Genomic DNA, 14,841 nt, shown 5'->3' on the forward strand with positions numbered 1-14,841 from the left:
GTTTATATGTGTGCGAATAAAGTGACCGTATTAGTGGTAGGGGCTGGTGCGCGCGGAGAAATATATGCTCGCTATGCGCTTGAACATCCAGACAGAATGCAGGTAGTAGGCGTTGCTGAGCCCAGAGAGGCGTATCGCCAGCAGTTTGTCGCACAGCATAAGATTGCTCCAAATAACGTATTTTGCGACTGGCAAGAGGCTGCGGCCCAACCCAAAATGGCCGACGTAGTACTTATTTGCACGCAGGATAATATGCACAAAGATCCTGCCGTGGCGTTTGCCAATCTCGGCTATCACATTCTGCTGGAAAAACCGCTCGCCCCTACGCCAGAAGATTGCCGGATCATTATTGATGCGGTTAAACGCAACAACGTATTACTGGCCGTCGCGCACGTCCTGCGGTACACCCGCTATACGCAAAAGCTGAAATCACTGCTTGATGATGGCGTAATTGGCGATATTGTCAGCATGCAGCATCTCGAACCCGTAGGTTACTGGCATCAGGCGCACTCGTTTGTACGTGGTAACTGGCGCAATGAAGCAGAATCGTCATTTATGTTATTGCAGAAATCCTGTCATGATTTGGACTGGATCCGCTACATCATGGGCGACAACTGCAAGGACGTAGGATCATTTGGCAGCCTGAGCCACTTTGTGAAAGAGAATCAGCCTGCTGGCGCCGCCGACCGCTGCCTTGATTGTCAGGTTGAAGCAACCTGCCCCTGGTCTGCCTGCAAAATTTATCTGGGTGAAAACCACAAATGCACTCCCCACTTCCGTCGGGTGCTGACTGCAGATCCCAGCGAAGAAAATGTCCGCCAGGCGCTGCGCGATGGGCCTTATGGTCGCTGCGTTTATCGTTGTGATAATGATGTGGTGGATCATCAGGTTGTTAACTTACGTTTTGCCCACCAGCAGACAGTGACCTTTACCATGACCGCGTTTACCAAAATGGAAGATCGAAAAACGCGCCTGTTTGGCACCAGAGGTTATCTGGAAGGTGATGGCGAGCAGATCCGGGTGTTTGATTTCCTGACAGACAAAGAAACTGTGCATCAGATCGAGGAGATCGCCGCTGGAACACAAACCCAGATGGGGGGACATGGTGGTGGCGATTACTACCTGATGGATCGCTTTATCCATGCAGTGATGGCCAACGATCAAAATATGATCCTTTCTGGCCCGGATGAGTCACTGGAAAGTCACTTAATGGTCTTTGCCGCAGAACGCGCTCGCAAGGAAAACAGTCTGGTTACGCTGTGAAGCCGGAGGAGATGAGGCATGTTTTACGGTGTTGATATTGGTGGAACCAAAACTGAAATTGTCGCTTTTGATAAGGAAATGCAGGTTTGCTGGCGCAAGCGCGTCGCCACGCCAGTCCAGGATTATGAACTCTTTCTTTCGACCTTTACTTCACTTATTGATACCGCCGACTGGGCGACTGGAACGCAAGGAAAAATTGGCATCGGCATGCCCGGTCTTATGGACAGACATACCGGAAAATTACTGTCATCTAACGTGCCTTGCCTTACTGGACGCCAGGTGATGAACGATCTGGCCCACCGCCTCAATCGTTCGGTTGAACTGGACAATGATTGCTGCTGTTTTGCACTCTCGGAAGCCCATACCCAGCAGGCTCGCCAGTTCTCCAGAATTTTTGGTGCCATTATTGGCACCGGCATGGGTGGAGGGTTAGTCATTGACGGTCAGTTGTATCGGGGTCGCAACCGAATGGCCAGTGAGTTTGGCCATTTACCGCTTCCGGCAACGTTTATGCGTCGTTATCATTTACCGGAACTGAAGTGCGGTTGTGGCTTACAAGGGTGTCTGGAACGCTATCAATCCGGCCCCGGTTTACTGTGGCTCCACAAACACTTCAGTGGAGAACAACTCAAAATGGAGACCCTGCTGGAGCATTATCGTCATGGCAATACCAGCGCCGTTACTACCATAGAAGCATGGATTGATATGTTGGGTTGTACGCTGGCGCAATTGCAGTTGATTCTGGATGTCGATGCTTTTGTTCTCGGCGGTGGGGTTTCCAACATCGAAGAAATTTATACGTTGCTGCCGCAGGCCATGTCACGTTATTTGTTCCCAGGATTAGAACCTGCCCGCGTATTCCCGGCCATCCATGGCGCATCCAGCGGGGTTCGCGGTGCCGCATTGCTGCTGGTTGAACAGGGTACGCAGACCCACTAAAAAATTGCTGGCGGGGGAATCTCGCCAGCAATTTCAGTTATTCATCCGCAATCACCACATCCACCCCAAGCTGGATTAACGTCCGGTGATAATTTTCTGGGATCCCGCTGTCGGTAATCACCCGGTCAATCCCGCTGATTTCGCTAATCATACAGAAACTTTTGCGGCCAAACTTGCTGGAGTCAGCGACTACCGTGACCTCCTGCGCAACTTCACACATTACCTGATTCAGATGTGCTTCTCCCGGATGTGGCGTGGTAATTCCCGCTTCCAGGCAGAATCCGTCAACGCCTAAGAAAAGCTTATCAAACCGGTATTGCCTAAGCTGGTGTTCTGCTGAAGGGCCATACAATGAATAGACGCTTTGCCTGACGTTCCCTCCCAGAATCATGACGTCTACGCGCTCAAAATTCGCCAGTTCCCATGCAATGTTGAGCGCATTGGTCATCACCACCAGATCGCGGCGATTTTTTAACATAGGAGGAATGAGCGTGGTGGTCGAACCGGAATCGAGGATTAGCGTGTCACCATCTTTCACAAAGCTGGCCGCTTTTTCGGCAATACGCGTTTTCACATCTCGATTCAGCCGGTCCTTATCCTGCAAAGGCCGGTCAAGGGCAAAGTGCTGATTGAGAACCGCCCCGCCGTAGGAGCGCATGACACATCCCTTCTGTTCCAGATAACGTAAGTCGTTGCGGATCGTAACCGATGACACACCAAAATGGACGCTCAGTGGCTCGACACGAACGCTACCCTGATCGCATAGCAGATCAATTATTTGCTCGCGACGTCTTAAGTTATCCAGCATTTCTATTGCTCCATCAAATATTCATGTTGTTTTGTTTTAGCGCTTTAGCACTTTCGTTTTCTTTTGAATATATTACATCAGAAGCAATAAGGTGAATTTGTGCGCACTGGCCCAGCGTTGAATTTAACAAAAATTGACTATTTTCTTTCGTTTTAGCAAATCGAAACGAAGAAAACCGAAAAAATGAAAAGGTCAAAAGCGAGTAAGATGCGAGAAAGAGACGGGAAGCATGCAAAAAAACGAAAGCGAGCTACTAAAAAAGCTCGCTTATGGTTTGTTTTTGTTTAATTGAATGGGATCACATTTTTGAATTTTAGAGCGGGACTACTCAACAATGATCACTTCAACACCGCTGCGGCGTAGTTCCTGCAAGCTCTCCTCTGGGATGCCTTCATCAACAATGATGGTGTGGATCCTCTGGGTATCAATAATCTTATGCAGGCTGGAGCGGTTAAACTTCGTCGAGTCGGTAACGACAATGATACGTTCAGCCACTTCACACATCCGGCGGTTGAGACGCGCCTCATCTTCGTTGTGCGTGCTAACACCACGCTCTAAATCGATAGCATCAACGCCAAGAAACAGCATGTCGAAGTGATAATTTTGTAGCGACTGCTCAGCCTGATCGCCATAAAACGATTGTGACTGACGACGCAAATGACCGCCGGTCATCAGCAGCTCAACCCCTTCGGCTTCCAGTAGCGCATTGGCGACATTCATACCGTTAGTCATAGCAATGACATTGGTATGCTGGCGCATCAGGCGGGCAATTTCATAGGTCGTGGTGCCGGAGTCAAGGATCACGCGGTGTCCCGGTTGAATTAACTCTGCGGCGGCTCTGGCAATACTGCGTTTTACTGCCGTATTAAGTGAACTCTTATCTTCAACAGAAGGCTCCACAACAGGCGCATTGCTCTCGCATATTAGCGCTCCGCCATAGGCACGTACCGCAATCCCCTGCTTTTCCAGAAAGGCGAGGTCGTTGCGAATAGTGACCGTGGAGACGCCAAAAAATAAGGAAAGATCGTTAACCTGAACGCTTCCCTGTTGCCGTAACCGCTGGATGATCTGCTCACGTCTTTCGCTGGTGCCAATAACGCGCTTGTCTGCAGAGGACTCGGTGTTACTCATAAGAAATCCTTTAGTTGAACCTTTCGTTTTATTTCGTTTTGTCTATTAACGCCTTTCTTTTGCGCGAATGCAAGCCCCGCAAGCAGCGAAGAGCCGGACGAACTTACGCTGAAACCTTTCATTGTGTTTCTTTTGTGAAACAGATCGGAAAATCATTATCTTTCGTTTTATTTTCATAACACCATGATGCAGTATTAAATGAAACAAAACGAAAGATTGATGTCGCAGTAATCTGACCTGGAGAGGAAAGTGAAACATCTAACTAAAATGGTCGAACAGCATAAACGGGGGAAGGCAAACGGGATTTATGCCGTTTGTTCCGCGCATCCAATCGTATTGGAAGCCGCAATACGCTACGCCCATGCAAACCATACACCGCTGTTGATCGAAGCAACCTCTAATCAGGTTGACCAGTTTGGCGGCTATACGGGTATGACACCAGCCGATTTTCGCAGTTTTGTCTGCCGTTTAGCCGACTCGCTTGATTTTTCTCAGGATATGCTGATTCTCGGCGGAGACCATCTCGGGCCAAACCGTTGGCAAAATCTGCCTGCGGAACAGGCAATGGCCAATGCAGACGATCTGATCAAGAGCTATGTCGCCGCAGGCTTTAAAAAAATCCACCTCGATTGCAGCATGTCTTGTGCTAACGACCCGGTTCCACTGACGGATGAAATTGTCGCTGAGCGCGCCGCACGTCTGGCAAAAGTCGCCGAAGAAACCTGTATGGCACATTTTGGCGAGTCTGACCTGGTCTATGTGATTGGCACAGAAGTGCCGGTTCCAGGTGGCGCTCACGAAACGTTAACCGACCTGGCGGTAACAACGCCCGATGCCGCACGCGCAACGCTTCAGGCTCACTATCACGCCTTTGAAAAGCACGGTCTGGAAGGTATCTGGCCGCGTATTATCGCCCTAGTGGTGCAACCTGGCGTTGAATTCGACCACACACACATCATTGATTATCAACCACAGAAAGCTGTGGCACTCAGCAAAATGGTGGAAGACTACGACACACTCGTGTTTGAAGCGCACTCTACCGATTACCAAACGCCACAGTCCTTGCGTCAACTGGTGATAGACCACTTCGCTATTCTGAAAGTGGGACCTGCGTTGACCTTCGCTCTGCGCGAAGCGCTGTTTTCATTAGCCGCCATTGAAGAAGAATTACTGCCTGCAAAAGCTTGTTCAGGCCTGCGACATGTGCTGGAAAGCGTAATGCTTGATCGACCAGAGTACTGGCAGAGCCACTATCACGGTGATGGCAACGCACGCCGTCTGGCTCGCGGATACAGCTACTCCGATCGGGTTCGTTACTACTGGCCGGACAGCCAGATTGATGAGGCATTCGAACGTCTGGTACGTAACCTGGCGGATGACCCCATTCCACTGCCGCTGATTAGCCAGTATTTACCCTTGCAGTACGTAAAAGTGCGCGAGGGAGATCTCAGCGCCACGCCGCGAGAACTCATCATTAACCATATTCAGGACATACTGCAGCAATATCACTGCGCCTGCCTGGGTGCTCCAGCTCGTAACGCATAACAAAAAAGAGAAAAATACCATGCCAAACATTGTATTAAGTCGCATTGATGAACGTCTGATTCACGGTCAGGTTGGTGTGCAATGGGTCGGGTTTGCGGGGGCAAACCTGGTGCTGGTCGCTAATGATGAGGTGGCTGAAGATCCAGTGCAGCAAAACCTGATGGAAATGGTACTGGCAGAAGGGATCGCCGTACGCTTCTGGTCACTACAAAAAGTGATCGACAATATTCACCGTGCCGCCGATCGCCAGAAAATTCTGCTGGTCTGCAAATCGCCTGCGGATTTCTTCCGTCTGGTCGAAGGCGGTGTTCCTGTTAACCGTATCAACGTTGGCAATATGCACTACGCCAACGGCAAACAACAAATCGCCAAAACGGTTTCTGTAGACGCTGCCGATATTACGGCGTTCAACGGGCTCAAAGCCGCTGGAGTGGAATGCTTCGTTCAGGGCGTTCCAACAGAACCCGCCCAGGACCTCTATAAACTTCTCTGAGGGATTCACAATGGAAATCAGTCTGTTGCAGGCTTTTGCGTTGGGTATTCTCGCCTTTATTGCAGGCCTGGATATGTTCAACGGGTTAACGCACATGCACCGCCCGGTTGTTCTCGGGCCGCTGGTCGGCCTGATTCTGGGCGATCTGCATACCGGTATTTTAACAGGTGGTACGCTGGAACTGGTGTGGATGGGTCTGGCCCCACTGGCAGGAGCTCAGCCGCCAAACGTGATTATCGGCACTATCGTGGGAACCACGTTTGCCATAACGACCGGAGTGAAACCTGAAGTTGCCGTAGGTGTGGCGGTACCGTTCGCCGTAGCAGTACAGATGGGGATTACTTTCCTGTTCTCTGTGATGTCCGGGGTGATGGCTCGCTGCGATCGCATGGCAGCAAATGCCGATACAGCCGGGATTGAGCGGGTCAACTATCTGGCGTTGCTCGCGCTGGGGACCTTCTACTTTTTATGCGCGTTCCTGCCAATTTACTTTGGCGCGGAACATGCCAAAACCGCGATAGATGTTCTGCCGACGCGTCTGATTGACGGCCTCGGCGTGGCAGGCGGCATCATGCCAGCTATCGGCTTCGCTGTACTGCTGAAAATCATGATGAAAAACGTCTATATCCCCTACTTCATCCTGGGTTTTGTGGCAGCAGCCTGGCTCAAACTCCCGGTGCTAGCGATTGCCGCAGCTGCACTAGCCATGGCGCTGATCGATTTTCTGCGTAAATCACCTGAACCTACAGCTCCCGCAGCACAAAAAGAGGAATTCGAAGATGGCATCTAATCAAACGGCTCTGCCGAACGTTTCCGAAACCGAAGAAACGCTGCTGTCCGGCACCAATGAAAACGTCTACGAAGACCAGAATATCGGTGCCGAGCTGACGAAAAAAGATATCAACCGTGTTGCCTGGCGTTCAATGCTGTTGCAGGCCTCTTTTAACTACGAACGTATGCAGGCATCAGGATGGCTGTACGGCCTGTTACCTGCTCTGAAAAAGATCCACACCAATAAGCGCGATTTGGCGCGTTCGATGAAAGGCCATATGGGCTTCTTCAACACGCACCCATTCCTGGTCACGTTTGTTATCGGGATTATCCTGGCGATGGAACGCTCCAAGCAGGATGTGAACAGTATTCAAAGCACCAAGATTGCCGTGGGTGCGCCACTTGGCGGTATCGGTGATGCCATGTTCTGGTTAACGTTACTGCCTATTTGCGGCGGTATCGGAGCCAGTCTGGCGCTGCAAGGCTCTATTCTTGGTGCTGTTGTCTTTATTGTTATGTTCAACGTGGTTCATCTTGGTCTGCGCTTTGGGCTGGCACACTATGCTTATCGAATGGGCGTTGCTGCCATCCCGCTGATTAAAGCTAACACCAAAAAGGTTGGACATGCGGCATCCATCGTTGGGATGACGGTGATCGGCGCGCTGGTAGCGACCTATGTTCGCCTGAGCACTACGCTGGAAATCACTGCTGGCGATGCAGTGGTGAAACTGCAAACAGATGTGATAGACAAGCTGATGCCTGCTTTTTTACCGCTGGTCTACACATTAACCATGTTCTGGCTGGTCCGCCGTGGCTGGAGTCCTCTGCGCCTTATCGCCATTACCGTGGTGCTCGGCGTCGTAGGTAAGTTCTGTCACTTCCTGTAAACATAAGGGGTTGTAGATGTTAGGTATTATTTTGACGGGTCATGGCGGGTTTGCCAGCGGAATGGAAAAAGCGATGAAACAGATTCTGGGTGAACAATCACAGTTCATCGCCATCGACTTTCCGGAAACCTCAACCACCGCCTTACTCACATCGCAGCTTGAACAGGCGGTGAGTGAACTGGATGCGCAGCAAGACATCGTGTTTCTGACAGACCTGTTAGGCGGGACACCATTTCGCGTCGCTTCCACCCTGGCCATGCAAAGGCAAGGCACCGAGGTGATCACTGGCACTAATCTGCAACTACTGCTGGAAATGGTGCTGGAGCGCGATGGCCTGACCAGCGAAGCATTTCGCTTGCAGGCGCTGGAGTGCGGGCATCGTGGTTTAACTAGCCTGGTGGACGAACTGGGACGCTGTCGTGAGGAAAAGCCCGTTGAGGAAGGGATATGAGACAGCTACTTCGCGCCAGACGTCTACTGACCGAACGGGGCTGGCTGGACGATCATCAAATACACATTGAAGACGGCATCATTGCAGAAATAGAGCCAATCCCCTCTGGCGTTATGGTCCACGATGCAGACCTGCTTTGTCCGGCTTACATTGATATCCACGTGCACGGCGGTGCGGGCGTCGATGTGATGGATGAAGCACCAGATACGCTCGACAAACTGGCGATGCACAAAGCACGTGAAGGGGTAGCCAACTGGCTACCCACTACCGTCACCGCTCCACTACCAGATATTCGCAAGGCGCTTGAGCGTATCGCCCATCGTTACCATTCCGGAGGACCCGGCGCACAGGTGCTGGGCAGTTATCTTGAAGGCCCGTACTTTACGCCGCAGAACAAAGGGGCGCACCCGCCTGAGCTTTTCAGGGAACTGGAACTCAGTGAACTGGATGAACTGATTGCGATTTCCCAGCAAACATTGCGCGTCGTTGCGCTGGCACCAGAAAAACCCGGTGCATTACAGGCCATCGAACATCTGAAGCAGCGCAACGTACGGGTGATGCTGGGACACAGCGCTGCTACCTGGGAACAAACCCGCGCGGCCTTTGACGCCGGTGCTGACGGACTGGTGCACTGCTATAACGGTATGACCGGCTTACATCATCGGGATCCAGGAATGGTTGGCGCAGGGTTAACCGACCCTCGCGCCTGGCTGGAACTTATCGCTGACGGACACCATGTCCACCCAGCGGCCATGAAGCTCTGCTGCTGTTGCGCCAAAGACAGGCTGGTGCTGATCACCGATGCCATGCAGGCTGCAGGAATGCCAGACGGGCGCTATACGCTCTGCGGTGAGGAAGTGGAAATGCACAGTGGTATTGTGCGTACCGCTTCCGGTGGTCTGGCTGGTAGCACGCTCTCGGTTGATGCCGCCGTACGTAATATGGTCGAGCTCACCGGGATAACGGCAGAAGAGGCAATTCATATGGCCTCTCTCCACCCCGCACGTCTGTTGGGTATCAATCGCCACCTGGGATCGTTAGCAGTGGGAAAACGTGCCGACGCGATCGCGCTTAATAGCGGGCTGCATTTACAACAGATCTGGATTCAGGGTCAGGCTCTCCCCCTTTGACCTTTCATTTTGTCTCGTGTTGGCCTGCGATCTTCGATCGCAAGGCCTTTCTTTTCCTTTCGCTTGAGTAAATACCTAACCATCATACAACAAGCGTACTTCTTATAGATCAATAAGATAATCGCCCCTTTCGTTCTCACGATCACAAATTTCGTTTTATTTCATTTTGGATCATTGCTCTTTCGATTTCTTTCCTATAGATTTTAATCAATCGACAAGATGAACAAGTGAAACGAAACGAAAGATAGCGACATTCTCGCCAGCGTCTTATGTGGAATTTACAAGACTAAGGACTTAAGTTATGCCAGAAACCTATACCCCTGTTACCGCGGTAACGGGCACCTGGACCGAAGAAGAGATCCGTCAACAACCTGCCAGTTGGATCCGTTCCCTTACGAATATCGACAACATTCGCTCTGCCATTGACAGCTTTCTCGCACCATTACTGCGCAAAAACGATCTGCGGATCATACTGACTGGGGCCGGAACATCAGCATTCATTGGCGACATCATCGCCCCCTGGCTGGCAAGCTATACCGGTAAAAACATCAGCGCTGTGCCAACCACCGATCTGGTCACTAATCCGATGGATTACCTGAATCCCGCACATCCGCTGCTGCTCATTTCTTTCGCTCGCTCAGGAAACAGCCCTGAAAGCGTTGCGGCAGTGGAACTGGCTAATCAGTTTGTACCTGAGTGCTATCACCTGCCAATCACCTGCAACGAAGCAGGTAGCCTCTATCAAAACGCAGTCGCAAGCGACAATGCCTTTGCTCTGTTGATGCCCGCAGAGACACATGACCGTGGTTTCGCCATGACCAGCAGCATTACCACCATGATGGCCAGCTGCCTGGCGGTATTCGCCCCGGAAAAAATCAACAGTCAGACCTTCCGCGACGTGGCCGATCGGTGCCAGGCGATTCTGACTTCACTGGGTGATTTCAGCGACGGCGTATTTGGCAATGAACCCTGGAAACGGATCGTTTACCTCGGTAGCGGTGGATTACAGGGAGCTGCGCGGGAATCGGCACTGAAAGTCCTGGAACTGACAGCAGGCAAACTGGCCGCATTCTATGACTCCCCTACAGGCTTTCGTCACGGTCCAAAGTCGCTGGTTGATAATGAAACGCTGGTAGTGGTCTTTGTTTCCAGCCATCCCTATACACGTCAATACGATCTCGATCTGCTGGCAGAGTTACGCCGCGATCGGCAGGCATTGCGGGTTGTCGCGATTGCCGCACAAACCCATGAGGCGATTGAAGCTGGCCCACATATTCTGCTGCCACCAGCACGCTCTTTCATCGATATGGAATTGGCATTCTGCTTCCTGATCTACGCCCAGGTCTTTGCTTTGACGCAATCCATCAATATCGGCAATACACCGGATACGCCTTCTGCCAGCGGCACTGTGAACCGCGTTGTACAGGGCGTTGTTATTCATCCCTGGAACGCCTAAAAGGATCGTTTTATGAGCATTATTTCCACGAAATACCTCCTGCTGGATGCCCAAAAAAAGGGTTATGCCGTACCCGCCTTTAACATTCATAACGCCGAGACGATCCAGGCGATCCTTGAGGTGTGCTATGAAATGCAATCGCCGGTGATCCTTGCCGGAACACCGGGCACCTTTAAGCATATCGCGCTGGAAGAGATCTACGCGCTGTGCAGCGCTTATTCCACCAGCTACGGTATACCGCTGGCGCTGCACCTTGATCACCATGAGTCGCTGGACGATATCCGTCGTAAAGTGAATGCAGGAGTGCGCAGCGCAATGATCGACGGCAGCCACTTTCCGTTTGAAGAAAACGTGAAGCTGGTGAAATCCGTTGTGGATTTTTGCCATGCCAAAGATTGCAGCGTGGAAGCTGAGCTGGGTCGCCTCGGTGGCGTAGAAGATGATATGAGCGTGGATGCAGAAAGCGCCTTCCTCACCGATCCACAAGAAGCTAAACGGTTTGTTGAGCGTACTGGCGTAGATAGCCTTGCAGTTGCCATCGGCACAGCACACGGTTTATATACCAAAACGCCCAAGATCGATTTCCAGCGGCTGGGTGAAATTCGTGAGGTCGTCGACGTTCCCCTGGTTTTACATGGCGCAAGCGATGTTCCTGACGAATACGTCCGCCGCACGATCGAGCTTGGCGTTTGCAAAGTTAACGTCGCTACTGAACTGAAAATCGCTTTTGCCGATGCGGTCAAGGCGTGGTTTGCGGAGAATCCGCAGGGCAACGATCCTCGCTATTACATGCGGGTCGGTATGGATGCGATGAAAGAAGTGGTGCGTAGCAAAATCACTGTATGCGGGTCAGCAAACAAATTGGTGGCTACCTGCGAATTATCGTGACCGTCGTTAGATTTCAATTTTTATTCACGAGTGCTATCTGCGTAATATCAGGTAGTGCTCATTGTTCAAATAAAATAGATGTATGATTTTTAAATCACGCTGAATAAATTTATGAATTTGATGGTGCAACAATAATATATTTCAATAATCTATGTCATTCAATCTTTTTATGGTGAGGATTTAAATATGAGCAGTCCAAATATTCTATTAACCCGCATTGATAACAGATTAGTCCATGGGCAGGTTGGCGTGACATGGACATCAACAATTGGTGCTAACTTGTTAGTCGTTGTTGATGATGACGTTGCTCAGGATGAGATTCAGCAAAAATTAATGGGTATCACTGCCGAAACCTACGGTTTTGGCATCCGCTTTTTTTCCATAGAAAAAACCATCAACGTTATCGGTAAGGCCGCACCACATCAGAAAATCTTCCTGATTTGCCGGACGCCACAAACGGTAAGAAGATTGCTTGAAGGCGGTATTAAACTGAACGACATCAACGTAGGCAATATGCATTTTTCTGAAGGCAAAAAACAAATCAGTAGCAAAGTTTATGTTAACGATCAGGATCTTGAAAATCTTCAGTTTATTAAGAAACAAGGCGTTAATATTTTTATTCAGGATGTCCCTGGTGATCAAAAAGAACAGATTCCTGAGCAAGGAATAAATCAGATTTTTCCATAATAAAAGGATTTATTTATTTGAGGTATCCGACATGCATGAAATAACACTACTTCAGGGTATATCCCTGGCTGCATTAGTCTTCTTCCTTGGAATAGATTTTTGGCTGGAAGCCTTGTTTTTATTCCGGCCAATCATTGTATGTACGCTAACCGGCGCTATTCTCGGCGATATTCATATTGGCCTGATAACAGGTGGTCTGACAGAACTGGCTTTTGCCGGTTTGACACCCGCAGGTGGTGTACAGCCCCCTAATCCAATCATGGCTGGTTTAATGACCACGGTAATCGCATGGTCTACCGGTGTGGATGCTAAAACAGCTATCGGTTTTGGCTTACCTTTCAGCCTCTTGATGCAGTACGTCATATTGTTCTTTTACTCAGCCTTCTCATTGTTCATGGCAAAAGCCGATAATTGTGCGAAAGAAGCAAACACAGGCGCATTTACGCGTCTGAACTGGCTGACAACGCTGATTGTTGCTTCTTCTTACGCCATCATCGCCTTCCTGTGTACGTATCTGGCACAAGGCGCTATGCAGTCGCTGGTAAAAGCCATGCCCGCCTGGTTAACACATGGATTTGAAGTGGCCGGGGGCATTTTGCCCGCAGTCGGTTTTGGTTTGTTGCTCCGCGTGATGTTCAGAGCACAGTACATTCCATACCTGATTGCTGGCTTCCTTTTCGTTTGCTACATCCAGGTTAATAACCTTCTGCCCGTCGCCGTATTAGGCGCAGGCTTCGCCGTATATGAGTTTTTCAATGCGAAAGCCAAACAGCAGGCTCAACCTCAGCCTGTCGCCAATAAGAACAATGAAGAAGAGGACTACAGCAATGGGATCTGAAATCAGTAAAAAAGACATTACTCGCCTGGGGTTTCGATCATCCCTTCTTCAGGCCAGCTTTAACTATGAGAGGATGCAGGCGGGAGGTTTTACCTGGGCGATGCTCCCGATCCTGAGAAAAATCTATAAAGATGATAAAGCCGGTCTGAGCGCGGCGATGAAAGATCATTTGGAATTTATCAATACCCACCCAAACCTGGTTGGCTTCCTGATGGGACTACTAATCTCAATGGAAGAGAAGGGAGAAAATCGCGACACGATTAAGGGCTTGAAAGTGGCGTTGTTCGGACCCATCGCCGGGATCGGCGATGCCATTTTCTGGTTCACCTTGCTGCCCATTATGGCGGGGATCTGCTCCTCTTTCGCCAGTCAGGGAAACATCCTGGGGCCAATTCTGTTTTTCGCCGTTTATTTGATGATCTTTTTTCTGCGTGTCGGCTGGACGCACGTTGGTTATTCGGTCGGGGTTAAGGCTATCGATAAAGTGCGGGAAAACTCGCAGATGATCGCCCGCTCAGCAACGATCCTCGGGATAACCGTTATCGGTGGGCTCATCGCCTCCTATGTGCATATCAATGTTGTAACTTCCTTCGCGATCGACAGTACCCATAGCGTGGCGTTACAACAGGATTTTTTCGATAAAGTATTCCCGAATATTTTACCGATGGGCTACACGCTGCTGATGTACTACCTTTTGCGGGTGAAAAAAGCGCATCCTGTATTGTTAATCGGCGTAACGTTTGTACTGTCAATTATCTCGTCAGCACTTGGCATTCTTTAAACGAAAAGAGGATGAAGCGGCCTGCAACATCCTCCTTCAAAAGGACTCGAAAAATGCAATATACCCAGTACTGCGACAATTATGACGTATTGAGCGATCGCGCCAGCGAGCAGTTAATTACGCTGATACAAAAGAAGCCTGATGCCACCATCTGTCTGGCAACAGGAGGCACGCCGCTTCTCACCTATCGCTACTTTGTCGAGAAAATTAACCAGCGTCAGATCAATATTGAGCGGGTAGTTTTCGTAAAACTGGATGAGTGGGTTGGCATTCCCCTGAACTCTCCAGCAACGTGCGAATATTTCCTGCAACAACACATCGTTCAACCATTGGGTTTACGAGCAGAACAGCTGGTCGGTTTTCAATCTGAAAATGTTAACGAGCAGGAATGCGAACGCATTACAGAGATTATTGCCAGCCGGGGCGGCCTCGATTTATGTCTGCTCGGAATCGGCAAAAATGGCCATTTGGGGTTGAATGAACCCGCGGAGTTACTGGAACCGTTTTGCCATATCAGCGTACTTGATGAGAAAACGCGCCATCATGACATGTTAAAAACGGCCACTAATCCTGTAACTCGCGGCATTACGCTCGGGCTGAAGGACATTCTGAATGCAAAAGAGATCTTGTTGCTGATAGCAGGTGAAGGGAAGCATGATGCGGTAGAAAAATACCTGGCCGCCACCGTTACAACAGCTATTCCTGCTTCATTTTTATGGCTACACAGCAATGTGGGTTGCCTGATTGACGGCTCACAATACTCTGATAAATAA

At 50.1% G+C, this 14,841-nt stretch carries 16 protein-coding genes; 14 read left to right on the forward strand and 2 right to left on the reverse strand.

The window, feature by feature from the left end; translation table 11 throughout:
* The first annotated feature begins 6 nt into the window (after positions 1-6).
* Both OGV89_RS13550 and OGV89_RS13555 read left to right on the forward strand, forming a co-directional pair.
* On the forward strand, positions 7-1,263 hold the full coding sequence (locus tag OGV89_RS13550) for a Gfo/Idh/MocA family protein (protein ID WP_003840006.1): 1,257 nt from the start codon (positions 7-9) through the stop codon (positions 1,261-1,263).
* 18 nt (positions 1,264-1,281) lie between these two features.
* The gene (locus OGV89_RS13555) at positions 1,282-2,202 is read left to right on the forward strand and encodes an ROK family protein (RefSeq protein WP_049001689.1); all 921 of its coding nucleotides are present in this window, start codon (positions 1,282-1,284) and stop codon (positions 2,200-2,202) included.
* A 37-nt stretch (positions 2,203-2,239) separates the two neighbouring features.
* Here the strand turns inward: OGV89_RS13555 and agaR are convergent, their stop codons facing one another.
* Together agaR and OGV89_RS13565 are read right to left on the reverse strand one after the other, a co-directional pair.
* Entirely contained in the window at positions 2,240-3,010 is a 771-nt protein-coding gene (agaR, locus tag OGV89_RS13560) for a transcriptional repressor AgaR (RefSeq protein WP_003024920.1), read from the reverse strand.
* 324 nt (positions 3,011-3,334) lie between these two features.
* Positions 3,335-4,141 carry a DeoR family transcriptional regulator gene (locus OGV89_RS13565; RefSeq protein WP_003024922.1) on the reverse strand — a complete coding sequence of 269 codons (807 nt, stop codon included), beginning with the start codon at positions 4,139-4,141 and terminating at the stop codon, positions 3,335-3,337.
* Positions 4,142-4,390: 249 nt separating this feature from the next.
* Between OGV89_RS13565 and kbaZ the strand changes: the two genes are divergently transcribed.
* From kbaZ to OGV89_RS13625, 12 genes are all read left to right on the forward strand, one after another.
* Positions 4,391-5,686, forward strand: coding sequence for a tagatose-bisphosphate aldolase subunit KbaZ (gene kbaZ, locus OGV89_RS13570; RefSeq protein WP_008320556.1), 1,296 nt, complete (start codon positions 4,391-4,393; stop codon positions 5,684-5,686).
* Positions 5,687-5,705: 19 nt separating this feature from the next.
* A complete protein-coding gene (gene agaV, locus OGV89_RS13575; RefSeq protein ID WP_003024925.1) occupies positions 5,706-6,179 on the forward strand; it encodes a PTS N-acetylgalactosamine transporter subunit IIB in 474 nt (157 codons plus the stop codon).
* A 10-nt stretch (positions 6,180-6,189) separates the two neighbouring features.
* Positions 6,190-6,969 carry a PTS N-acetylgalactosamine transporter subunit IIC gene (gene agaW, locus OGV89_RS13580; protein WP_003839998.1) on the forward strand — a complete coding sequence of 260 codons (780 nt, stop codon included), beginning with the start codon at positions 6,190-6,192 and terminating at the stop codon, positions 6,967-6,969.
* The gene (gene agaE / locus OGV89_RS13585; protein WP_003024929.1) at positions 6,959-7,837 is read left to right on the forward strand and encodes a PTS N-acetylgalactosamine transporter subunit IID; all 879 of its coding nucleotides are present in this window, start codon (positions 6,959-6,961) and stop codon (positions 7,835-7,837) included. Before agaW ends, agaE begins: the two co-directional genes overlap by 11 nt.
* Before the next feature lie 16 nt (positions 7,838-7,853).
* A complete protein-coding gene (gene agaF / locus OGV89_RS13590) occupies positions 7,854-8,288 on the forward strand; it encodes a PTS galactosamine/N-acetylgalactosamine transporter subunit IIA (RefSeq protein ID WP_003024930.1) in 435 nt (144 codons plus the stop codon).
* Positions 8,285-9,418: an N-acetylglucosamine-6-phosphate deacetylase gene (gene nagA / locus OGV89_RS13595; RefSeq protein ID WP_286558831.1), complete on the forward strand. Its 1,134-nt coding sequence runs from the start codon at positions 8,285-8,287 to the stop codon at positions 9,416-9,418. Before agaF ends, nagA begins: the two co-directional genes overlap by 4 nt.
* A gap of 301 nt (positions 9,419-9,719) precedes the next feature.
* A complete protein-coding gene (locus OGV89_RS13600) occupies positions 9,720-10,874 on the forward strand; it encodes an AgaS family sugar isomerase (RefSeq protein WP_003839993.1) in 1,155 nt (384 codons plus the stop codon).
* A 12-nt stretch (positions 10,875-10,886) separates the two neighbouring features.
* Positions 10,887-11,762 carry a tagatose-bisphosphate aldolase subunit KbaY gene (gene kbaY, locus OGV89_RS13605; RefSeq protein ID WP_049015901.1) on the forward strand — a complete coding sequence of 292 codons (876 nt, stop codon included), beginning with the start codon at positions 10,887-10,889 and terminating at the stop codon, positions 11,760-11,762.
* A gap of 186 nt (positions 11,763-11,948) precedes the next feature.
* Positions 11,949-12,449 carry a PTS galactosamine transporter subunit IIB gene (gene agaB / locus OGV89_RS13610; RefSeq protein WP_200003036.1) on the forward strand — a complete coding sequence of 167 codons (501 nt, stop codon included), beginning with the start codon at positions 11,949-11,951 and terminating at the stop codon, positions 12,447-12,449.
* Between the two features lie 31 nt (positions 12,450-12,480).
* Positions 12,481-13,287, forward strand: coding sequence for a PTS galactosamine transporter subunit IIC (agaC, locus tag OGV89_RS13615; RefSeq protein WP_286558833.1), 807 nt, complete (start codon positions 12,481-12,483; stop codon positions 13,285-13,287).
* Positions 13,277-14,068, forward strand: a complete 792-nt coding sequence (gene agaD / locus OGV89_RS13620) for a PTS galactosamine transporter subunit IID (protein WP_005131762.1) — start codon at positions 13,277-13,279, stop codon at positions 14,066-14,068. Before agaC ends, agaD begins: the two co-directional genes overlap by 11 nt.
* A gap of 53 nt (positions 14,069-14,121) precedes the next feature.
* Positions 14,122-14,841: a galactosamine-6-phosphate isomerase gene (locus tag OGV89_RS13625; RefSeq protein WP_049015907.1), complete on the forward strand. Its 720-nt coding sequence runs from the start codon at positions 14,122-14,124 to the stop codon at positions 14,839-14,841.

This window comes from Citrobacter sp. Cf125 (assembly GCF_030333935.1).
Classification (GTDB): Bacteria; Pseudomonadota; Gammaproteobacteria; order Enterobacterales; family Enterobacteriaceae; genus Citrobacter; species Citrobacter freundii.